This is a genomic window from Pseudoalteromonas shioyasakiensis (assembly GCF_001550135.1).
Taxonomy (GTDB): Bacteria; Pseudomonadota; Gammaproteobacteria; order Enterobacterales; family Alteromonadaceae; genus Pseudoalteromonas; species Pseudoalteromonas shioyasakiensis.
On the sequence record NZ_LRUE01000001.1, the window covers coordinates 95,590 to 117,520 of the forward strand.

Sequence of the window (21,931 nt, forward strand, 5' to 3'; positions counted from 1 at the left end):
GTCCAAGCTGTGCTTTACAGGTTGCGCCAGTGCTCAACCAAAAATCGAGAAATAGAATCTTGTCGGGTTAGTTTAAGATGACTGCCCTGCTCATGCCATTGGCCGAATTCATTAAGTTCAGCACGGCTAAACCATCTTGCATCGTCTAACTCGTCTTTATCTACCTGAATATCTTCTGCAACTGCTGTGGCCATAAAGCCAAACATAATTGATGATGGAAATGGCCAAGGCTGTGAAGCGATGTATTGAATATCTGTCACCGCAACACCAGCTTCTTCCATGACTTCGCGGGCAACGGCCTGCTCTAGTGTTTCACCTGGGTCAACAAAACCGGCAAGAGTTGAAAAAACACCGTCAGGCCAGCTTGCTTGACGGCCTAGCAAGCAGCGCTCAACCCCATCTGAAAAGGTTTTAGTAACGATCATAATCACCGCAGGATCGGTTCGCGGAAAAGTTTGATGCTGGCAAGTTTGGTTCTCACATAAACGTGAATGCCCTGCTTCAACCATATTATTTTCATGACCACAACGACCACAAAAACGGTGCGTTGCGTGCCAAAAACACAAGCCCCTTGCCAATGCGGCAATCGAGCCTTGTTTTAGCTCAACTTGTGGGCCTAACTTGCGAATATCTACAAATTCAGCGCCATTAAGCATAGGCTCAATGAGTGAGTCTGGAACATGGCTGACATCTAAAGCAAAATGAGCCACATCATCATCGTCTAAACCCAATAAAATGCTTTTTGATAAATCGAGATGATCCACTTGAGATAAGCGTAAATAACACACTTCAGGACTGTCTTTAACAAATAAACTTTGATTGTTATTGACCAATAACCAGCGACTCTGAGAGTTCATTTGAGCCTTTAACCACTTTGGATCTTTACGACGATTTGATGCACGATCCAATGGCATTTGAGAGTAATTCAGCATGGCATTCCTTGAAAATAGTTTACTCGCTAAAACTACCATAAGCGGATGATAAACCCAATTTATTACAGGCATAAAAAAAGCCCAAACTGGGCTTTTTTATTCTCTCTCACAATTTTACAAGGTCGCTAGGTGCGCTTGTAGTTTTTGGTTCTCAGCTTCAATATGCTGATAGAACTCTAAATCTTCTAACTTACTCGCTGCAGCTTTATCAATGATGATCACCGCATCTTTATGAAGTTGCAGTGCTGAAGCTGGGCATTTAGCCATTAACGGGCCTTCTACCATGGCATGAACGGCATCAGATTTACTTGCACCGGTTGCTAAAAGCACTACTTTTTTGGCTTCTAAAATAGTGCCAATACCCATAGTGATTGATAAATGCGGTTGATACTCACCCTCAGCAAAAAATCGCGCATTGTCTTCAATTGTCGCTTTGGTCAGTGTTTTAACACGGGTGCGTGATGTCAAACCAGATGAAGGTTCGTTAAAGCCAATGTGACCATTACGGCCAATACCAAGTAGTTGTACGTCAACACCACCAGCGTTAGTGATTTTTTGCTCATATTCAGTACAAGCAATAAGCGGGTTTACTGCATCACCCGGCGGTACATGGGTGTTTTGTTTATCGATATCAACATGGTTAAATAGCTGTTCATTCATAAAGTAACGATAACTTTGTGGATGCTCGCCAGTTAAACCTAAGTATTCGTCTAAGTTAAATGTTGTCGTTTGGCTAAACGAAATATCGCCAGCTTTATTTTTTTCGATCAGTTGTTGATACAAAGCAACAGGTGTTGACCCTGTGGCAAGACCAAGTACTGAGGCTGGTTTTTTTAGTAATTGTTTCGCAAAGATGTTGGCACCATACGCTGCAACTTGGGCTGCATCATCAAGAATCACTATTTGCATATCGATTAGCTCTAATTATAAGTTGGAAAAAAATGGGACCTAAAACCCAACCCCACGTGCAATCGAGCTGGGTTTTAGATCAAACCACTGCCAGGATACGATGCAGTAGCTACAACCATTATGACAACGCTGTCATTATCACTTCTAGTTTTATCTTTGTAAAGTAAAAGTGAATAAAAAATTACTCTTTTTGCTAGTGTCTAATAATTATTAAACACTAACAAAGATCTTACGGCGATACATCCAATGCAATACCAGCATTTGTACTGCTAATAATGCAATTACCGCCATCAGGGGTTGCCATGCCTCTGGCACAGCTCGAACCACCCCACCAAATACGCTTTGGCTTACATAGCCCCAATTCACAAGACTTGACGCTAAGTAAATAATAATAGAGTTTGCACCTATGATCACAAAAGGATACGCGGCGCGTTGCCCTGGCAGAATATCCACCAGTGCATAAAATACGGCGAGCAATATGGCACTCCAGCCAACGGTTACAAGCACAAATGAGCTAGTCCAAAGTTCTTTATTTACTGGGAATTGTAAATCCCATAACCAGCCTAAGCATACACTTACCACACCTGCGGCGAACAACAAGGCGGTCATTTTCCACTCGCCAATTTGCTGAGCACGAGCCACTAATTGACCTGCAAACACGCCCATTAATGCATTAACTATCGCAGGGATATTCGACAACACACCTTCAGGGTCTACCACACGGTTTTGATAACTAATACCCGGTAGTAAGTGCGCATCAAACCATGCATTCCAACTTCCTGCCGCTGAAAGGTCGCCAGCACTGCCACCCGGCACTGGAACAAAACAAAGTAGTAGCCAATAACCCACTAAAATAGCTGCTGCGGTAATAATTTGTGTTCGTAAACTGGTATGCCAAACCAACATTGCACAGAAGAACCACGCAATAGCGATGCGGCCAAGCACACTGGCATAACGAATTTCATCCAACGCCATTGGCATCCCTGTGCCCCAGCCGTGGTTATACAAAATACCTAATAAACACAATAGTAAAAGACGTTTACCCGCCTTTCGGTAATACACTTTGCGCTCATCAAACGGTAAATGGTCAATGCGTTTTGGCGCTAGCCCCATCGCCACACCAGATAGAAATATAAATAATGGGAAAATCAGATCGTAAAATGTGAAGCCATGCCAAACGCTGTGCACGGTGTGTGCTTCAAAAACTTTCCAGCCAGTCCAGCCAGTTAAAACGAAAAGCGCTGCGAATAGTGACTGTCCGCCTAATATCCAAAACATATCCATGCCGCGCAGTGCATCCAGCGATGCCAAACGTTTTCTTGTTGGTTGTGTTGTTGTCATTGTATTACCTTAAATAGAAAAAGCCCCGCGATACAACGGCGGGGTTTTTACCAGGGAAGCTTGTTATAGCGCTTTTCCAGCAATAAAGGTGGCTTGTACATTTTGCTTTGCGTCTAACACCACAAAGTCAGCGTCAAACCCGCTCAGTAAGCGACCTTTTTTATGTAAACCTAAATATTGTGCAGGATAAAGTGATGCCATACGTAAGCTCTCAGCAAGGCTAACATCCAATGTGTTCACTGTGTTGCGCACCGCACTTGCCATATCAAGTACGCTGCCTGCTAATTCACCGGTTGTTGAATTTAATCGATCGCCAGTACGAATAACTTTACGACCATCAAAGAAATCAAACTCCATATCGTCAGTCCCTACAGGTGGCATTGCATCTGTGACTAACATAATTTTTCCGCGCTGCTTGCTGCGAATTGCTAATTTTGCTGATGATGGATGTACATGGTGACCATCAACAATTAAGCCGCACCAGCTGTTATCATCCCAAAGCGCAGCACCTACAACACCCGGCTCTCGTGATGTAAATGCTGACATGGCATTAAATAAGTGGGTAAAACCATCAGCCCCTGCCGCAAGTGCTGCATTAGTGGTCGCAAAGTCTGCATTGGTGTGGCCAATTGATACTTTTACACCACATTCAACCAAGCGCGCGATATCATCAGCACTGACATTTTCAGGCGCTAGGGTTACCATTTTAATGCCTAAGTCTTGGCGGGCATAAATTGCAAATTCTTGCTCAGTAATAGGGCGAATAAATTGCTCGCTGTGGGTGCCTTTTTTCCCTAATGAAAGGTGCGGCCCTTCGAAGTGCACACCCATTACGCCCGGAACACCTTCAGCAATTGCTAGTGCAGTAGCATCGGCCGCTTTTGCCATGACTTCGACTTTGTCGGTAATCAGCGTGGGCATAATCGCTGTTGAACCAAACTGACCATGTGCTTTGGCTATTCTATCTAAGCAATCTGGCGTTTGTTCAGCGTTAAAAAACGCCCCGCCACCGCCATTCACTTGTACATCAATAAAACCGGGTGCCACTAACCCCTTTAATGCAACGGCATTAGCATCTGCTTCAACAAACTTAAACACACCATTGTCGACGCTAAAATATACGTCAGATAAAAATTCGTCACCGGTAAACAATGAACTTGCATGATAAATCGTCATTACAAACTTACCTCTTGGTTTTGTTCAAGCACAGATTGCTGAGCAAAATACACAGCGCCCATTTCCGGTGGTTGAATAGGAGATTCAACGCGTTTCGCAATATCCTCTGCAAGCCACTTATTTAATGGCTCGGCTAAGCCACCAATCATAGATAAGCGTGGCGGGTTATTCTCTAATAAACGCTGAGCTAATTTACTAACGTAATCAGCACCCTCTTTAACAATCGAAACCGCGACTTTGTCATTGTTATTGGCTGCTTCAAATACATAGCGGGCTAATTTGGCAAAACTACTCGAAGGCTGACCAGACATTTTCTCAACAATCGCCATTGCATTGTCAGCTGCAAAATGCTCGGTGATCACTTTAGTCAGATTTGTTGATTCGCCTAGGCCATCAAGGTCTAGTAAGGTCGCTTTTATTGCTTCAAGACCCATCCATGCACCACTGCCTTTATCTCCTAGAGCAAAGCCATGACCGCCAAAATTAGTTGTGCGACCATTTACACAAGAAAAACCACAAGAGCCAGTGCCTGTGATGATCACCGCACCATCACTCCCTTCGTGTGCGCCGATACAGGCTGTGTGTAAGTCAGTGGTGAGGAACATTTGTTTAAATGGATGCTCCCATTCCATAATCTTGTCGTACAAGCTTGGTAGGTTTACACCTGCTAAACCTAACCCGGCATAAAGCTGATGAACGGTTTCAAGCGGTAAACCCGCATCACGAAGTGCTAATTGTGTTGAGACCATAATTGATTCGAGAGTACGTTCCAAACCATGTAATGGATTTGCAGGACCACCTAGGCCAGTTCCTAATACACCTTGTTTAACAGAGTAGATAGTTGCTCGACATTTCGTTCCGCCACCATCGATACCAATAAACAATTGGTCCTCATTCACACTCTTCGCCATCATTTAACGACCCCTAGCCTTCGTTTAGTTTTTGTCTAAATCGCATTATTTTTCTTATCAGAATGCGAAATCATCTCAACCTTTGTTGATTTAATGTTACACAACAAATGACAGCGTTGTCATTATATTTTTTATAAAAATTCGTATAACTTTCATATTTATTTTTAATTTATTGAATTAAAAAGCTTTATTTAACAGACAAGAAAATTAGAAACCACATCAACAATGTCCTATAACACCTTTATTTATGCTTTTTTGCATAATTTAGTGTGTTGTGCGTGACTATTCCTTTATTTATCATCAAGTGTAGCTAATGTTAGCTTAGCCGAAATAATACTTTAGTTAAACATTTTATTTTTATAGGAATATTTTTTTACCTTGATAGTAGCAGAGAATCATCAATACAATGAAATTCAGCAGCAGATTGCTTTAAAATATCAGCGGTAAGGTGCTCTGCCCCGTAGACATCACATGGTAGCTGATACTTATTCGCTAAGTGACCAAGTAATAATGCAAAATCACCATCACCCGAAAGTAATACCATTTTATCGAGCTGCTTAGCATGTTCTAGCATGTCAATGGTAATGCCAACATCCCAATCCCCTTTCGCACTGCCATCTCTGCGCTGAATAAAAGGTTTTAGTTTTACCTCAAAGCCAATTGCGCGCAAAATATTTTGAAACTGCGATTGCTTTTCATCCCCACGATATATTGCATACGCTATGGCGCAATCGATTTGGTAGCGTTCGCTCATTTGCGCCCAAAAGGCATTGTAGTCAAAATTTTTCTTGTAGCTTTCTCTACAGGTGTAATAAATGTTTTGTACATCTACAAAAATACCGACTCTTGGCTTATCAACTGCTGACATAACTTTTCTGTTTTTAGTGATTTGTGTTCACTGTAGCATATCTAGGTTGATATTTACGAAAAAGTAACCTAAATTGGTTACATAAAACAAAGTAACCAAATTTGGTTACTTATCGCAATGTAACTAAATTAAGTTACTTAACCTAAGGGATCATAATGATTGCGGTGATCAGCGGTGATTTAATTAAATCACAAAAAATTCCACAACAAGAATACGACGCCATGCTTTATCAGCTTGATCAAAGCTTACGCTTTGTTGCTAAGCGCTTTAACGCAAGCTTTACCATTTACCGTGGCGATGCATTGCAAGTACAGCTAACAGAGCCTGAGCTGGTATGTCATGCTGCCATCTTGCTGTATTTGCAAATGAAGGCAGCCAATTATGAGCTGCGACAAAGCTTGGCTATTGGCTCACTCGACAACCCACGCGCCGATATAAAAACAGCCACAGGCAGTGCTTATACATTATCTGGCCGTGGTTTAGATAACATCGGCCAGCAACGCTTAGTGTTAAATATTGAAAATAACGCCCTTGAAGAAGGCTTTGCGCTTAATATTGCGCTTGTCGAAGTCCTGCTTGAAAAAATGAGTCAAAAGCAGGCTAATGCCCTGTTTTATTATTTAACCGCCGAGAACAATAGCCATGCAGAGCTTGCCAAAGAGCTTAATACTAGCCGAGAGAATGTCACTAAGTTACTCAACCTAGCCCATTATCAACTTATCGAGCGTTTTATAAATTACAGCCAAACCACACTCAAAGGATTGTTATGACCAGTTTTGCTCTATTACTCACCGGGTTAGTGCTAGGTCACTTACTTGCTGACTTTTATTGGCAGCCAATGAGCTGGGTACACGATAGAAACAACCGTCACTTTCGTGCCAGTAAGCTCTATTTGCACGTATTAACACACGGTGTGACCTCTTTAGCTGTACTCACTCTGTGGGAATACACATACGGCTGGCAAGAGTTCTCTCGTGTATTGTTAGCAACGGTTGCGATTGTGCTAAGCCACTATGTCATTGACTTGGCAAAGTCGTATTCAAATAAAGGCGTAGTGCCGTTTTTACTCGACCAGTTGGCACATCTTGTTGTGATTGTAATGCTAAGCGTTTGGCTTAGTGATAAGAATGAGTTTTATAGCTTAGCGTGGCAGAAGCTGATTGCCCTCGATACCTTATTTGTTATTGCAGCTTATTTATTGGTGCTCAACCCAAGCTCTGTGTTTATTCGCATGATGCTGGAGAAAATCAATATTCAGATAAACAATGAAGGCAGTATTCCTGCTGCGGGGCATTTTATTGGCTTGCTCGAGCGAGTGTTGATGCTGAGCTTTATCTTGCTAGGTGAATACGGCGGCGTGGGTTTTCTGCTGGCGGCCAAGTCTATCTTTCGATTTGGTGATTTAAAAGAAAGTAGCGAAAAACAACTCACTGAATATGTCATGCTGGGCACTTTGTTAAGTGTCACCGTGACACTCTTTATTGGTGTCGCTACCTTATATTGCATTAAACTCGTTTAATCGCTTAGAAAAACAAAAACGCGCAATTGCGCGTTTTTTTATTTTTACTGTTATTAACTATCCCCAGCGGGTTTACGTCTTGGGCGAGATGGTCCCGATACACGCTGGCGATTACCCACAGGTTTATTACCTGCTGGTTTATTGTTATTCGATTTATTCCCGTTGTTAGCGCCTTTTGGGTTTTGGCCCTGCTCTTTACCCTTACCCTGCCACTTACCTTGTGAAGGTCGCTTTTGCGATTTAGGTTTTGGCTTTTGTGCAGGTTTTGCTGCACCTTGACCATCTTGAGCTGGTGCTTTTGGCTTTTTCGGTTTCTTTGGTTTTTTCGGCTTGATTGGACGCGTATCTAGTGGCTTTTCAGCAACTGGTTTGCTTGGCTCAAAACCTGCTTCGGTTGCACGCGGAATAAGCTCACCAATAAAGCGCTCAATACCATACAAATCGTCGGCATCATCTGCTGTTACAAACGATATAGCATGACCCGATGCACCCGCTCGGCCTGTACGGCCAATACGGTGAACGTAATCTTCATAAATATTCGGTAAATCGTAGTTAACAACGTGAGGTAGCTCAACAATATCTAGGCCACGGGCAACGATATCGGTTGCAACTAGTACGCGCACTTCACCCGATTTAAAGCCTTCGAGTGCCTTAACGCGAGCGCCTTGCGATTTATTACCGTGAATGGCAGCGCCAACAATATCATCGCGTTCAAGCTGCTTAACTAAACGGTTTGCACCATGCTTGGTACGGCAAAATACTAATACTTGTTGCCAATCATTAGTACGGATCAAATGGCTAAGCAATGCTGTTTTACGTGATTTATCTAGCGCATAAACAGATTGAGTAACCGTTTTAGCTGTGGTGTTTTTTGCCGCAACTGAAATTTCAACGGGGTCGTTAATGAGCCCTTTTGCAAGTTCACGAATTTCATCAGAGAACGTCGCTGAGAACATCAGGTTCTGACGTTTAGCAGGCAATTTAGCAATGATACGTTTGATGTCATGAATAAAGCCCATATCAAGCATACGGTCGGCTTCATCAAGGATCAGCACTTCTAAATCATCAAACTTAACAGCATTTTGATTGTGTAGATCTAATAAACGACCAGGTGTGGCCACTAAAATATCAACACCTTTACGAAGGCGCATCATTTGCGGATTAATTTTAACGCCGCCATAAACAACAAATGAGCTAACATTTGAATGCTTAGCGTATTGCTCAACATTTTCGCTTACTTGTAGAGCCAGCTCACGGGTTGGTGCCAATACTAATGCGCGAACTTTATTGCCACCCGCTTTAGGGCCCTTTGACAAACGCTCGATTAACGGCAGTGTAAAACCTGCTGTTTTACCTGTACCAGTTTGCGCTGCGGCCATAACATCGCGGCCTTCAATGATCGCAGGGATAGCTTGTGATTGAATAGGCGTTGGTGCTTCATAGCCCTTTTCTAAAACTGCATTTACTAAAGCTGGTGATAAACCTAACCCATCAAAACTCATACTATCTCTCTTTAAAAAATTCAGCCGATTCGGCGAAGTGCGCGCATTATACCTAGGATAGTCAATAATGCATGGAATTATTTGCAAACTAGTACTTAATGGTGAACTTAGCCGATTTATTTAAGGCATAAAAAAAAGCGGCTTTAATGCCGCTTTCTCTTATAACCAATCTTTACTTAACACCAAGTTCGCGTAAACGCTCTTGTAAGTAGCTGTCTGCTGTGTAACGCTCAGAAAGCACAACATCAGGACGCGGGTGTAAGAATAGTGGTAACGAAATACGTGATTTCGTTGATGCTTTACCCGTTGGGTTGATCACGCGGTGAATCGTTGATGGGAAGTAACCACCTGACGCTTCTTGAAGCATGTCACCAATATTGATGATCAGGTTACCAAAATCACATGGTACGTCTAACCAACCGCCATCTGTTTTTTGTACTTGTAAACCTGGCTCATTTGCCGCAGGTAATACAGTTAATAAGTTGATGTCGCCATGTGCTGCTGCACGGATTGCACCTGGCTCTTCATCACCTGTCATTGGAGGGTAATGAAGAATACGCAGGAGTGTTTGCTCAGAGTTAGCAATCATATCTTTAAGGTCGATAGAGAACTTAGCACGCACTTCTTCTGGAGCTTCAGCTTGAACCCAGCTTAATAATGTTGCTGCAAACTCATTCGCTAAACGGTAGTACTCACGGATTTCTTCTTCTAGCTGTGCTGGAACACGGCCTTTTGGATAAACGTGGTAATACTCTTTTATATCTTTAACGGTAAAGCCTTTTGCAACTTCTGACACTGATGGTGGGAAGTAACCATCTTGTGTTTCTTTTGAAAATAAAAACTCGTGCTTTTGCTCAGAATTAAAGAATTCTTGCCAATTTTTGTAAATAGACTCAACTAATGACTGAGGGATTGGGTGATTTTTTAATACACCGAAACCTGTGTTTCTTAGTGACTCAACAAATTGAGCGGCCGCATCGCTCGCTTTATAATCAACGGTAGGTAAATGTTGCATTTGTCTTTTCCAGTGAATAAGGTTCTAGAAGTCTGTGCTAAGCATAGCATTTCTTCATTATAGCGCTTCGCGAGGATAGAGAAACACAGGCAAAAACATAAGGACTTATGTCCGCCCCACCTTGCTTAGCTCCTTAACTTTGATACAGATCAACTAACCCCTTAAGTAGTATAATATGTACTATTACCTAAACTTTGATATGGTTAATTAGACACATTTCAACGCAAAAGGATCGCTAATGTTCAAAAATCTGCAAATCTTACTTTTCAGTGCGCTGATACTTATAACCAATCAGGCCATCTGTGCAGAACAAGCAAACTATAAAGTCGAAAATATTAAAGACAACGTATATCGCTTTAGTGCTGGCCATTACCACAGCGCTTTTATGATTGTTGATAACCAGGCCTTAGTGACTGATCCTATTAATAGCGATGCCGCAAAATACTTAAAAAGCTATATCAAGAAAACCTTTAACGCCGAAATCAAATTTATGCTGTACAGCCATAGCCATGTTGACCATGCGATGGGCGGTAATGAGCTAATCGATAACAACACCACAGTCGTTGCTCATCAATTTGCAGCTGAGGACCTTAAATTAAATAAAGTGCCTACTGCCCTGCCTGATCTTACATTTACCGATACACTCAAAGTCGATTTAGGTGATAGTTACGTGCAGCTGAAATATTATGGGCCTAATAATGGCCGAGGTAATGTCAGTATGCGTTTTATGCCTGCCAATGTACTTTATGTTGTTGATTGGATTGTGCTTGGCCGCATGCCATATAAAAACCTGATTGGTTACGATATTAACGGCATGCTGCATTCAACCAAAGCGGTGCTAAATGAACCTGCGTTTGCTGCATTTATAGGTGGCCATGCAGATACTGGCAACCGCGATGATGTTGTCTCGTACTTACACTATATTCAAGACTTACACACTGCTGTGCGCGATGGCATGTTAAAAGGTAAAAACCTTGCGACCTTACAAGAAGAAATAAGCTTGCCTAAATACAGCCATTTAAAAATGTACCAGCAATGGCTACCACTGAATATTGAGGGTGTGTATAACAACCTTGTCGAGATGGGCTATTTTAATTTTCGCAGCGACATTGATGCTCAGTTTTAACTGAGCATCAATGGCGGGATAAAAACGCGTTAAGTTCTTTACTCATACGTGCAACAAGCGATTTTGGGCCACCATCATACATATCGTTATGGCGCGAACCTTTAAGCTTAATTTGCGTCACTGGGTATATAGCGAGCTCTTGCGGCGTTAGCAATACGTTGTCATCTGCTGGGTAATCGCTACCGCGTAGTGTCAGTACAGCAATATTTTTGTTTCGCGGGATCAGCATACGGCGATGATCAAGGGTGATCAGCTTAGCTACCTTAGCGGGATAAATAGCCGCATATAATGCTGCAATATCTCCCCCATTTGAGTGCCCAAATAAAGTGAGCTTATTAAAGTCATACTCAGGATAACGCTTTGCAAGTTCTACGGCTAAAAACTCAAGGGTTTGTACACCACGGTGCCAGTTTTCCATGCGTGTGGTCATGTATGGTGGCTCCGGGTTTAAACTCGGATCACCTTTTAACTCATGAGCAACTTCAACCGTTAAATAACCATGCTGATGAAAGGCCTGCTGGGCAAATTGATAGTCTGTATGTGCCATACCATAGCCTGCCCCAATAAACGCCACGGGGCATTTCTTCTTTATCGTACATTTGCTATCGGCTGCTGTAATGGTCACCGGAATATGGCGTGCCCGCTCAGTATCAAACAGTGTCTCTGTTTGATTTGCAAAGGCTGTTTGCCCGCAAAGAGTTAAAGCAAGCATTAGCGCCGCCTTTTTAATATTTAACATACTATAACTGCTCTAATTTGAATTTTAAGCTACGTTTAACCATAGGCCACTCACCATCAATAATTGAAAACACCACGGTGTCGCGTACGCATCCATCGGCCATTATTTGGTGATTTCGAAGCACCCCATCTTGTTTCGCTCCTAAGCGAGCAATGGCATTGCGCGAAGCCTGGTTATGCCAATGAGTACGAAACTCAACGGCAATCACATTAAGTGTTTCAAATGCATAACTCAGCAGCAGTTTTTTACAATCAGTATTAACCCCAGTACGCTGAAAACGCTTGGCATACCAGGTATAGCCAATTTCTAAACGGCGGTTTTTACTGTCGATATTACAAAAGCGAGTTGAGCCTATCACCTCATCGGTGTGTTTATCGATGACAGCAAATGGTAATGCGCGACCAAGTGACTGTTGTTCAAACGCCATACTTAAATAATCGTCAACACCTTCTTCATTGGGCACCGAGGTAAACCAAAGCTCCCAAAGCTTTCCATCTGAAGCGGCGTTAACTAAAGCATCACGGTGCTCAAGCGTTAACGGCACTAATTTAACAAATTGACCTTCTAAGGTGATGGGACTTAAATCCATAACTTTCCTTAACCTTAATTAGCAAAAATATTTAATCCACCAGCTCTATATCGAGCCCTGCTAATAAATCCAAAGCGGCATAACGTTCAAATTTGGCTTTACTGACTTTGTTAGTAGTTATATCAATGGCAAAGTGACTAGCACCAATAAAATTAGCTTTACTGAGGTTGGTTTGTTGAAACAAGCTGTCACGAAAGTCCGTATCAGTAAAATCAGCTGAAGATAAATCTGCATGTCTAAAATCAACATCTTTGGCAAAACAGCTACGCATTTTTAAAGCTTTTAAACTAAGTTCAAAAAAGCTGCTGTGGCTAAGTTCACAACCAACAAAACTCACTGGAGCACGGCTGGCGAGTAGCGGCCAATCAACATCAGTAAAGCGCACGCTGGTTAATTTACACTGTTTAAAGCTTACTTCTTCAAGCGAGGTGTATCTAAGCCCAAGCGCAGCTAAATTACAGTTTTTAAACTCGCACTCTATGAACCGACAGTTTTCAAACTGACTATTGCTAAAGTCACAGTCGATAAATTCACATTGCTCAAATTCGCAATGCGAAAATGTTTGCCCTGCAAGGTTTACTTTAAAGGTGTGTTCAAAATAAAGCGAATGGCTTGCGATCACGCGGTGGTCTCAATATCTTGTTTAAGCGCAAGTACTGCAATAAAAATAAGACCAAACAATGGAATTAGCGCTAGTAACCCACCAATAACGGCCACCACGATTGGTGTTGAGGTTTTGCGCTTACCTAAGTAATAGCTGATAGCGGCAAACACAGGAATTAAAATAACAATTATTTGCCCGATTAAAGTTGCATTGATATTCATTCTCTCTCCTTGAAGAACATACTAAATATTCATTTAAGCACAAAAAAACCCTAAGGCATACACCTTAGGGTTATTATTCATTAAGTCTTATAATTCAGGCTATTATGAATTATTCAGCGTCTTTCGCTACAACATCAATTGCAAGCTCAGTTAATGCATCTGCATTTGCTTTGCTTGGTGCATCTGTTAATAAACATGATGCTTGAGTTGTTTTAGGGAAAGCAATAACGTCACGAATGTTATCAGTACCGCATAACAACATAACTAAGCGGTCAAGACCAAACGCAAGACCTGCATGCGGTGGTGTACCGTATTTAAGTGCGTCAAGTAAGAAACCAAACTTGTCTTGCTGCTCTTGCGCTTCGATACCTAAAATTCTGAATGCTGTTTCTTGCATTTCTGCATTGTGAATACGTACCGAACCACCACCAACTTCGTAGCCGTTTAATACCATGTCGTATGCATCTGATAGTGCACCAGCTGGGTTTGCTTCAAGCTCTTCAGGAGAAATACCTTTCGGTGCAGTGAATGGGTGGTGAACCGCATGCAATGTACCTTCGTCGTCTTCTTCGAACATAGGGAAGTCAACAACCCATAATGGTTTCCAGCTATCTAGATCAGTAATGCCTAAATCAACACCAATCTTAAGACGTAGCGCACCCATTGCTTCGTTTACAACGTTGCGCTTGTCAGCACCAAATAAAATGATGTCGCCAGATTGTGCGTTAGTACGCTCAAGTAACTGGTTGATCACCTCTTCGTTTAAGAACTTAGCGATTGGTGATTGTACACCTTCAACGCCCGCAGCACGGTCGTTCACTTTCATCCATGCTAGGCCTTTCGCGCCATAGATACCGATGAATTTAGTGTAATCGTCGATTTGTTTACGAGAAAGCTCAGCACCGCCTGGTACAGTTAATACAGCAACACGGCCTTTTTCGTCATTAGCAGGACCAGAGAATACTTTAAACTCAACGTCTTTTACTAAATCAGCAACGTCTACAAGTTGCATTGGGTTACGTAGGTCTGGTTTATCAGAACCATATAAACTCATTGCTTCGCTGTATGGCATTACTGGGAAGTCGCCTAAGTCAACGTCTAATAATGATTGCCACATTTCACGGATCATTTTCTCAGTCATTGCACGCACTTCATCAGAGCTCATAAATGACGTCTCTAAATCGATTTGTGTGAATTCTGGCTGACGGTCAGCACGTAAGTCTTCGTCACGGAAACATTTAACAATTTGATAGTAACGGTCAAAGCCCGACATCATTAATAATTGTTTAAATAACTGTGGTGACTGAGGTAAAGCGTAGAAGCTACCCTTGTGAACACGGCTAGGTACTAAGTAGTCACGGGCACCTTCAGGTGTTGCTTTTGTTAGTACCGGTGTTTCGATATCTAAGAAACCATTGTCATCTAAGAAACGACGCACAAAGCTGCTCGCTTTTGCACGAAGTTTGATACGGTCGCTCATTTCAAGACGACGTAAATCAAGGTAACGGTATTTTAAGCGGCGCTCTTCAGAGTTTTGCTGATTAAAGTCAAGTGGTAATGGCTCTGAACGGTTGATGATAGTTAAGCTTGTGCCTAAAATTTCAACTTCACCTGTTGCCATGTCTTTATTTACTTGGCTTTCAGGGCGTGCGCGAACAACACCTTTTAACTGCACACAAAACTCTTGACGTAGTTTATTCGCAGTATCCATTAATCCTTCTACTTCAGGATCAAAAACAACTTGTACTAAACCTTCTCTGTCACGTAAATCGACGAAGATAAGGCCACCAAGGTCACGGCGTTTGTTGATCCAACCACATAGTTCAACTTCTTGATCTACGTGAGATTTATTTAGCTGTCCGCAATATATAGAGCGCATAGTATTCCTGTCAGTTAAAGACTTATAGCCGCCTGCTCTTAAGAGTTCGCTATTTTGAGAGCAAAAGCCACTATACAAAGTAATCATTTAAGGCAGAGCATTATACCCAAACCATCGCAAAATGCGAGTGCCAGCAGTGCCTGTCGGGGGCTAAATATATACCTCGACTTCTGAGCAAACATTTCTTTTGATACACTAGCTAAAGTTTAAATTTATTGGTTGATTTAATGCTGTATTTAGGTTGTCCGCAGTGGTCTAGCACCGCATGGAAAGGAAATTTGCTCTCTAGTCACTGTAAAAGCGCCGACATGCTCAGTGAGTATGCGCAATGCTTTAACTCAGTCGAAGGCAACACCAGTTTTTATGCTGATCCGAGTCACGAGTCATTATTACGCTGGCATGATGCGGTACCCGAAGACTTTAAATTTACTTTTAAGTTTCATCGGCGTTTTAGTCACGAATTACAGCTGACGAATATAACTAGTGAGCTTAATGCGTGGCTAAACTTATTTGAGCCAATTTTTGCTAAAACGGGGCAAATTATGTTGCAGCTACCCCGTGCCTTTGGCCCAGATGCCCTACCCCTTCTTGCTAATTTTATTGCACAACTACCCAAACAACTTAGTTACGGTATAGAGGTACGTCACCCCGGTTTCTTTCAAAAAGATGATGCAGAAATTCGTTTAAATCAGCTATTAATTGAAAATAATATAGACCGTATCAGTATGGATACCCGCGCTTTATTTGCTGTACCCGCCAATACCGATGCACTCATTGATGCGCAAAAGAAAAAGCCTTATTTACCTGTGCATGCCATTGCAACAGGAAATCAGCCAATGTTACGCTTTGTGATTGCCAGTCTTGAACATGAATACAAGTCGTATTACCAGCCATGGCTACAAAAAATAAAACAATGGCTTGATGAAGGAAAATCACCCTATTTGTTTTTTCATACCGCAGATAATCGCCAGTCGCCACTTTTAGCAAGACAGTTCTGCCAAGATTTAGGTTACAATCACCCCGTGCTTGCGCCGTTTATAGGTGAACGCGAAGCAAGCCAAAGCAGTTTATTTTAGCGCCCGATTTATCAGAGAAAACATGAAAGATTACAGCCGTTATTTTCAAGGTTACCCTCCTCACATCATTGAGCAAGTTTTACAGCTATTTAATGGCGACAGGGCCGCAAAATACCTAAAGGGCAAATACCCTGATGCCCATAGCATTACCAGCGATAAAGCTTTATACAGTTACGCCACTGAGCTGAAAAAGCGCTACCTTAAAAATGCCCTGCCTTTTGGCCGTGCTGCATTCAAAAAACAAGGCGATATGGTCACGAATGCCTTAGGCACCCATACTTTTCGTATGCAAGGTAAAACCCGAAAACACGATCTTGCCATTAATAGCGACCTACTTCGCGCACCTGAGCCCCTTCTCAAAGCACTCGTCGTACATGAACTGGCTCATTTTAAGGAAAAAGACCACAACAAAGCCTTCTATCAACTTTGCTGCCACATGGAGCCGCAATATCATCAACTAGAACTGGATTTAAGAATATTCAGTGTGCTGGTAGGTGAAGGGAAAAATCCGTATTAAAACTATAAGTGAAAATAATATGAAATCTAATATCAAAAATAGACTGTTTACTTGAGCTTTTTTATAACATCATCACTAAAGAGCATTAGAATCAATGCACCTTCGCAAAGAGTAAGTAAATAACCAATAGATGCATCAAAATACATTGTTACATATAACCCAAGAATGTAAGGGCTCACAAGAAAGTTAAAGGCGATCAGTGAACAAAATAACCACTTTGCTAATTTTTTGTATAAATAAAGACCAAGCAGACTTAATACATATACCATTGAGTAAATGTATGGAAACGAGCTTTGATGGTCGATAATTCCACCTGTTCCTGCAGCAGATAATAAGTAAGAAATGTCTTCAGAGTAAATATATTGCCAAATATATGGTAAGAAAAAAAAAGTCGTATATAAAACTGCTGTAACCAGCACAGTAAACTGAAAATATCTAGTCATGCTTTTCTTGCCAAAAATATTAAATTTAATATTTACAATAATTAAGTTATTGGTTCATAGCAATATGTTCCTCTAAAAATTCGTTATGAGTAAGGCTGTTGATTTCAATACACATAAAGCCTCATTCAAAATGTTTTTATTCATAAACGTTCAATCAAAATTGCCCCCTCTAATTTCGGTTGAAAGCTGACAGCTAAACTTCAGTAACCTCAAACCTTCTTTGCCCTATCAGCTGCCCAGACTCGGTAACCACTTTAACGACCCATTTCCCTGCAGCATTAGCAGGGAAATTCGTTTTATGGCTCCACGCTCGATAACCCTCTTTACGACCACCAGAAATATCTAAGGCTATGCGGTCAACTTCTTTTCGATTATGCACCCAAACGTGGAAGATTTTTTCATTTAAACCTCGCGGGGCTTTTACCGCACTAAAACTATATAGACCGTTTTCATGTAAGCTCTGCTCAGTGAGTTCTGTTATTGGCGAAAGCGGTTTACGAGCTTGTGCATCTAACTGATATGACATACTCATATCGGTTAAACGCAGTGCCGCAGGTGGCACAAAGCTACGTAATTGCCAAAGCCCTGCACTTAAAGCACAAAGCAATAACACCAATAACGGGAAACGCCACCATTTAGCATTGGGCATCAAATTGCCAAGACTAGGGACAGTTAAAATAACAGCCGTGATCAGCGCAATTTCAAAACTTTGGCTGGTCGTTAACTTTAATAAAATGGGTAAGGTAACCGACAGCACAACAAACAAAGAAAAGCTATGAAACACACTAAACCAGACACTGTGTGCAAGCTTTTTGTAATAGAGGGGGTCAACAACAGAAACGAACGCGCAAAGAATAATTAAAGCGGTGAACGCGGCCTGACCATGGTCCCAAGTAGTCACCGCCAAGAAAAATGGTAAAGCAAAAAACAAACTTTCTTGCTGCACAACTTGCAGCGCAAAGCGCATCACGTTGGGCGACACAGCCACACCAAAACGCTCCTCTACTTTATCTCTTAGCCAGTTATCTATTAACAACCACAACCAAGTGAATAATAGCAAAATAGAGATAAGTTGCGAAAACGATTCTTTTCGCTCAACAAAGACATAGCTCGTTACACCACTACAAAAAGCCAACACCGCCATCAACCCCGGCCGCTTCTGCATCATGAAAACAAATTTAGTTATAAAGTTTTTTAAGTAATTCATGCAATCATCAAATCCATTTAAGGCTTTATGAGTAAAGCACAAATTGGATGAATGTAGGCTTTAAACGAGCTTTAAGTTCAGAGCTTTAAGCTGTAAAGTAAATACTGAATGAGTGGTTTAACCATTTTCTTGCGATAACTAGGGCCATTTATATTAATCGGAGAGAGCGTGAGCATATTCAGCTGGTTTTACAAAAAGAAAAATCACAGTCCAACTGTAAACATATCAAAAGAAATCCAAAGCCTAACCGAGCAAAACATCGATCTAACCTCTGCAGATATTGATCCTCAAGGGGCAGCTCTTCTCAACAATTACTTAAAGGCTTTGGAATTAAAAAAAGAACAGAAACTTTCTGAAGCAGAAGCTTTGTTATTACTTTCCACTAAACCACCTTCTATTTATAAAGGGCACTATCGAGAGCTATTTAAAATTTGGAGACAGTATAATAAAGAAGATTTAAAGACTAAAAACTACCAAGCTGTAATCGATCGTGTTGTGGAGATGTATAAACTAGATAATGAGATGGTCGAAGAAATGCTAAGCTACTGGAGCATTCAACAAAAAAGAAAACTTCCTCTAAATTACTTTGATAAATCACGAAATCTATTAATTAGCGATGCAAAAGCATTAAAAGTATCAGCGGAAAGATTCCAGCAAGAAAAGTATATTTTTCTAGCAGATGAATTAATTAGTAATATCAAAAAGAATAAATTTAACTGAATCGCTGATTTAAAACAGTTGCTCTTCTTCAACTAAACAAAAAAGCGCGGTCTAACCCGCGCCTCTATTTTATCTGACGGCTGATAGCTGACAGCTCAAGTCGTTAGGTTACAAACCAAGTTCTGCCATAAAATCATCATCTGCATCGTCTGCTTGTGATGATGCTTTTTGCTTTTCAGCTTTTTGTTTAGCTTCGTTTTCGATGATGTCATCTGGGTCAACCGCTTCTGAAATATCAAAATCATGTAGTTTGATAAATTCAGTTTTATCCATTGCCAGTTCAAGGTAGAAGATATTTTGCTTCGCTGTAGTGAAAGTCACACGGCGCGCTTGTGGTCTATCCATGGTGGTATCAACAGAGATTTGCACCTGCTTGTTAATCGCCATCATCTTAGGTTGGTTTTGCGTGATAGAAGTATGCAGCTGGTCGCGTACTTTTGACGTAAAGTCACCAACGATTTGGTTCATCAGCTCGCCGAGTACGTTTGCCACATCATCTGATAAATGGCTTTGTGCAATTTCGTCCTCAGGCATACCCATGTTACGCATATAGTCATGGTAAATTTCCATGGCTGCTTGCGCTGTGAAGTTTGTTACCACAAGACCGGTAAAGCCACCATCGAACAATACAAAACAGCCAATATCTGGGCGCATACAGGTGCGGGTGATTTTTTGAACCATGGCAGAATAACTAATACTGTTACCGCTTGCTGAAGACAGAACTCCAGTCACTGAATGACACAGAGTTGATAAGATATCTTCTGTACTGATCACTTTGCTTTTTGTCATTAAACTTCTCTTTTTTGTACTTGTTATTGATAATTCTAGCCAAGCTACTGAATTTATCACTGACTATCCAGTTAAAAATGCTAAAATAGCGGTATTATTTTTTAAAGAGACTGTTCACGTGACGCAAAAAGACAGTATTTATGCCACTGAGCAAGCGGTTAAAGACTTTAGCTTTGACCAACATGTAGTAGAAGTTTTCCCTGATATGATCCAGCGCTCGGTGCCTGGTTATGCAACTATTGTTAGCACCATGGGTAAGCTGGCTGGCGAGTACGCGCAAAGCAATTCAAACCTATACGACTTAGGCTGTTCTCTTGGTGCTGTAACTTTAAGTATGCGCCGCAATATTCGCACTGATAACTGTAATATCATTGCTGTTGATAATTCAGAAGCGATGGTTGAGCGCTGTAAATTACATTTACAAGGTTTTCGCTCTGAAGTACCAGTCACAGTTACACTAGGTGATATCAACGATTTAGCTATCGAGAATGCCTCTGTGGTCGCGATGAACTTTACACTACAGTTTATTCCACCTGAAAAGCGCCAAGCGGTGCTTGAAAAGATTTACGCAAATTTAAAACCAGGCGGTGTTTTGCTGCTGAGCGAAAAAATTAGAGGTGAAAATGAGCAATGCGATAATTTGCTCATTGATTTACACCATGATTTCAAACGTCACAACGGCTATTCAGAGCTTGAGATCAGCCAAAAGCGTACGGCTATCGAAAATGTCATGCGCCCTGATCATTTATCTACCCACTTAAACCGATTAAGTGAAATTGGTTTTAGCCAAACGCAAGTGTGGTATCAATGTTTTAACTTCTGCTCGATGATTGCAATCAAGTAATCATCACAACGATATAAAGAGTATTTCATGTCTCAATGGTTTAACCAATTTTACGCTGCGATTGCACAAAGCCCGCTTAGCCACTGGCTCGAAACTTTGCCAGGTCAATTAAAGCACTGGGAACTCGAAGCCAGCCACGGTGATTTACCGAAATGGCAAAAAGTGCTGAAAAACTTACCTGAGGTAAGCACAAACCATGTGAATCTTCAGGATAAAGTACAAATTGGCACCGGTGATGAGCTATCTGAAGGTCAGCAAAAACAGTTAACGCATTTATTAAAGCGCATGATGCCATGGCGTAAAGGGCCATTTAGCTTACACGGTATCGAAATTGATACTGAGTGGCGCAGTGATTGGAAATGGGATCGTTTACTGCCTCATATCGAACCGTTAAAAGGCCGCACTGTGCTTGATATTGGCTGTGGCTCAGGTTATCACTTGTGGCGCATGCGCGGTGAAGGCGCTAATTTTGTAGTGGGCATTGATCCATCCGATTTGTTCTTATGCCAATTCCAAGCGATAAAGCATTATCACCAAGATGAAAACGTGCATTTATTGCCGTTAGGTGTTGAAGCTCTGCCAGAGCTAAAAGCATTCGATACGGTATTTTCAATGGGTGTTTTATATCATCGTCGTTCACCTATCGACTTTTTAGCGCAATTAAAAGCACAGCTTCGCCCAGGGGGTGAGTTAGTCCTTGAAACACTGGTTGTTGAAGGTGATGAGCACACAGTTTTAGTGCCAACTGACCGCTATGCGAAAATGCGTAATGTATGGTTTATCCCAAGCACCGCGGCATTAAAACTATGGATGGAGCGCGTTGGCTTTAAAGATGTACAAGTTAAAGACTGCGCAATCACAACGCTTGAAGAACAACGTAAAACCCAGTGGATGGAAAACGAATCATTAGTCGACTTTTTAGACCCAAATGACACCAGCAAAACCATTGAAGGTTACCCTGCCCCTCTTCGCGCTATTTTAACCGCGAAAGCTTAACAAATAGT

The 21,931-nt window shown here is 41.6% G+C and carries 24 protein-coding genes; 8 read left to right on the top strand and 16 right to left on the bottom strand.

Annotation, left to right across the window (positions count from 1 at the left end; translation table 11 throughout):
- Positions 1 to 14 precede the first annotated feature (14 nt).
- The 6 genes from nudC to PASHI_RS00525 all read right to left on the bottom strand — a co-directional run bounded on the left by nudC (position 15) and on the right by PASHI_RS00525 (position 6,137).
- Positions 15 to 932, bottom strand: a complete 918-nt coding sequence (gene nudC, locus PASHI_RS00500; RefSeq protein WP_062564214.1) for an NAD(+) diphosphatase — start codon at positions 930 to 932, stop codon at positions 15 to 17.
- Positions 933 to 1,046: 114 nt separating this feature from the next.
- Positions 1,047 to 1,841, bottom strand: a complete 795-nt coding sequence (nagB, locus tag PASHI_RS00505; RefSeq protein ID WP_062564215.1) for a glucosamine-6-phosphate deaminase — start codon at positions 1,839 to 1,841, stop codon at positions 1,047 to 1,049.
- A 210-nt stretch (positions 1,842 to 2,051) separates the two neighbouring features.
- Entirely contained in the window at positions 2,052 to 3,182 is a 1,131-nt protein-coding gene (nagX, locus tag PASHI_RS00510) for a transmembrane glucosamine N-acetyltransferase NagX (protein ID WP_054561756.1), read from the bottom strand.
- Positions 3,183 to 3,245: 63 nt separating this feature from the next.
- Positions 3,246 to 4,358 (bottom strand): N-acetylglucosamine-6-phosphate deacetylase, encoded by a 1,113-nt coding sequence (gene nagA, locus PASHI_RS00515; RefSeq protein ID WP_062564216.1) that lies wholly within the window; start codon positions 4,356 to 4,358, stop codon positions 3,246 to 3,248.
- Complete coding sequence (gene nagK, locus PASHI_RS00520) at positions 4,358 to 5,272, bottom strand: N-acetylglucosamine kinase (RefSeq protein ID WP_062564217.1); 915 nt, start codon at positions 5,270 to 5,272, stop codon at positions 4,358 to 4,360. The genes nagA and nagK overlap by 1 nt, the downstream gene beginning before the upstream one ends.
- A 370-nt stretch (positions 5,273 to 5,642) precedes the next feature.
- Positions 5,643 to 6,137: a LabA-like NYN domain-containing protein gene (locus PASHI_RS00525; RefSeq protein ID WP_062564218.1), complete on the bottom strand. Its 495-nt coding sequence runs from the start codon at positions 6,135 to 6,137 to the stop codon at positions 5,643 to 5,645.
- Between the two features lie 155 nt (positions 6,138 to 6,292).
- Between PASHI_RS00525 and PASHI_RS00530 the strand changes: the two genes are divergently transcribed.
- Both PASHI_RS00530 and PASHI_RS00535 read left to right on the top strand, forming a co-directional pair.
- Positions 6,293 to 6,907, top strand: coding sequence for a hypothetical protein (locus PASHI_RS00530; RefSeq protein ID WP_062564219.1), 615 nt, complete (start codon positions 6,293 to 6,295; stop codon positions 6,905 to 6,907).
- Complete coding sequence (locus PASHI_RS00535) at positions 6,904 to 7,656, top strand: DUF3307 domain-containing protein (RefSeq protein WP_062564220.1); 753 nt, start codon at positions 6,904 to 6,906, stop codon at positions 7,654 to 7,656. The genes PASHI_RS00530 and PASHI_RS00535 overlap by 4 nt, the downstream gene beginning before the upstream one ends.
- 53 nt (positions 7,657 to 7,709) lie before the next feature.
- Here the strand turns inward: PASHI_RS00535 and PASHI_RS00540 are convergent, their stop codons facing one another.
- Positions 7,710 to 9,158 carry a DEAD/DEAH box helicase gene (locus PASHI_RS00540; protein ID WP_062564221.1) on the bottom strand — a complete coding sequence of 483 codons (1,449 nt, stop codon included), beginning with the start codon at positions 9,156 to 9,158 and terminating at the stop codon, positions 7,710 to 7,712.
- A 172-nt stretch (positions 9,159 to 9,330) separates the two neighbouring features.
- The gene (locus PASHI_RS00545; protein WP_054551580.1) at positions 9,331 to 10,173 is read right to left on the bottom strand and encodes an isopenicillin N synthase family dioxygenase; all 843 of its coding nucleotides are present in this window, start codon (positions 10,171 to 10,173) and stop codon (positions 9,331 to 9,333) included.
- A 238-nt stretch (positions 10,174 to 10,411) separates the two neighbouring features.
- Between PASHI_RS00545 and PASHI_RS00550 the strand changes: the two genes are divergently transcribed.
- Positions 10,412 to 11,299 carry an MBL fold metallo-hydrolase gene (locus PASHI_RS00550; RefSeq protein ID WP_244269362.1) on the top strand — a complete coding sequence of 296 codons (888 nt, stop codon included), beginning with the start codon at positions 10,412 to 10,414 and terminating at the stop codon, positions 11,297 to 11,299.
- A 7-nt stretch (positions 11,300 to 11,306) separates the two neighbouring features.
- Here the strand turns inward: PASHI_RS00550 and PASHI_RS00555 are convergent, their stop codons facing one another.
- The 5 genes from PASHI_RS00555 to aspS all read right to left on the bottom strand — a co-directional run bounded on the left by PASHI_RS00555 (position 11,307) and on the right by aspS (position 15,331).
- The gene (locus PASHI_RS00555) at positions 11,307 to 12,011 is read right to left on the bottom strand and encodes an alpha/beta fold hydrolase (protein WP_425272491.1); all 705 of its coding nucleotides are present in this window, start codon (positions 12,009 to 12,011) and stop codon (positions 11,307 to 11,309) included.
- 28 nt (positions 12,012 to 12,039) lie between these two features.
- Complete coding sequence (locus PASHI_RS00560) at positions 12,040 to 12,627, bottom strand: GNAT family N-acetyltransferase (protein ID WP_062564223.1); 588 nt, start codon at positions 12,625 to 12,627, stop codon at positions 12,040 to 12,042.
- Between the two features lie 31 nt (positions 12,628 to 12,658).
- The gene (locus PASHI_RS00565; RefSeq protein WP_244269363.1) at positions 12,659 to 13,249 is read right to left on the bottom strand and encodes a pentapeptide repeat-containing protein; all 591 of its coding nucleotides are present in this window, start codon (positions 13,247 to 13,249) and stop codon (positions 12,659 to 12,661) included.
- Positions 13,246 to 13,452: a hypothetical protein gene (locus PASHI_RS00570; RefSeq protein WP_058585269.1), complete on the bottom strand. Its 207-nt coding sequence runs from the start codon at positions 13,450 to 13,452 to the stop codon at positions 13,246 to 13,248. The genes PASHI_RS00565 and PASHI_RS00570 overlap by 4 nt, the downstream gene beginning before the upstream one ends.
- 109 nt (positions 13,453 to 13,561) lie before the next feature.
- Entirely contained in the window at positions 13,562 to 15,331 is a 1,770-nt protein-coding gene (gene aspS / locus PASHI_RS00575; protein ID WP_062564224.1) for an aspartate--tRNA ligase, read from the bottom strand.
- A gap of 227 nt (positions 15,332 to 15,558) precedes the next feature.
- On the opposite strand from aspS, the gene PASHI_RS00580 reads away from it, so the two are divergent.
- Positions 15,559 to 16,407 (top strand): DUF72 domain-containing protein, encoded by an 849-nt coding sequence (locus PASHI_RS00580; protein ID WP_062564225.1) that lies wholly within the window; start codon positions 15,559 to 15,561, stop codon positions 16,405 to 16,407.
- Between the two features lie 22 nt (positions 16,408 to 16,429).
- On the top strand, positions 16,430 to 16,924 hold the full coding sequence (locus PASHI_RS00585; RefSeq protein WP_062564226.1) for a M48 metallopeptidase family protein: 495 nt from the start codon (positions 16,430 to 16,432) through the stop codon (positions 16,922 to 16,924).
- A 47-nt stretch (positions 16,925 to 16,971) separates the two neighbouring features.
- Here PASHI_RS00585 and PASHI_RS00590 read toward each other — a convergent pair whose 3' ends face one another.
- Both PASHI_RS00590 and PASHI_RS00595 read right to left on the bottom strand, forming a co-directional pair.
- Entirely contained in the window at positions 16,972 to 17,367 is a 396-nt protein-coding gene (locus tag PASHI_RS00590; RefSeq protein WP_062564227.1) for a hypothetical protein, read from the bottom strand.
- A gap of 193 nt (positions 17,368 to 17,560) precedes the next feature.
- The gene (locus PASHI_RS00595) at positions 17,561 to 18,574 is read right to left on the bottom strand and encodes a DUF5924 family protein (RefSeq protein ID WP_062564228.1); all 1,014 of its coding nucleotides are present in this window, start codon (positions 18,572 to 18,574) and stop codon (positions 17,561 to 17,563) included.
- 168 nt (positions 18,575 to 18,742) lie between these two features.
- Between PASHI_RS00595 and PASHI_RS00600 the strand changes: the two genes are divergently transcribed.
- The gene (locus PASHI_RS00600; RefSeq protein WP_062564229.1) at positions 18,743 to 19,294 is read left to right on the top strand and encodes a hypothetical protein; all 552 of its coding nucleotides are present in this window, start codon (positions 18,743 to 18,745) and stop codon (positions 19,292 to 19,294) included.
- A gap of 108 nt (positions 19,295 to 19,402) precedes the next feature.
- Here PASHI_RS00600 and PASHI_RS00605 read toward each other — a convergent pair whose 3' ends face one another.
- Positions 19,403 to 20,083 (bottom strand): DUF3334 family protein, encoded by a 681-nt coding sequence (locus PASHI_RS00605; protein ID WP_054561772.1) that lies wholly within the window; start codon positions 20,081 to 20,083, stop codon positions 19,403 to 19,405.
- 118 nt (positions 20,084 to 20,201) lie between these two features.
- Here PASHI_RS00605 and cmoA point away from each other — a divergent pair, with 118 nt between their 5' ends.
- Both cmoA and cmoB read left to right on the top strand, forming a co-directional pair.
- Entirely contained in the window at positions 20,202 to 20,927 is a 726-nt protein-coding gene (cmoA, locus tag PASHI_RS00610) for a carboxy-S-adenosyl-L-methionine synthase CmoA (protein ID WP_058585302.1), read from the top strand.
- A 27-nt stretch (positions 20,928 to 20,954) separates the two neighbouring features.
- Positions 20,955 to 21,923, top strand: coding sequence for a tRNA 5-methoxyuridine(34)/uridine 5-oxyacetic acid(34) synthase CmoB (cmoB, locus tag PASHI_RS00615; RefSeq protein ID WP_054551592.1), 969 nt, complete (start codon positions 20,955 to 20,957; stop codon positions 21,921 to 21,923).
- Positions 21,924 to 21,931: the final 8 nt, after the last annotated feature.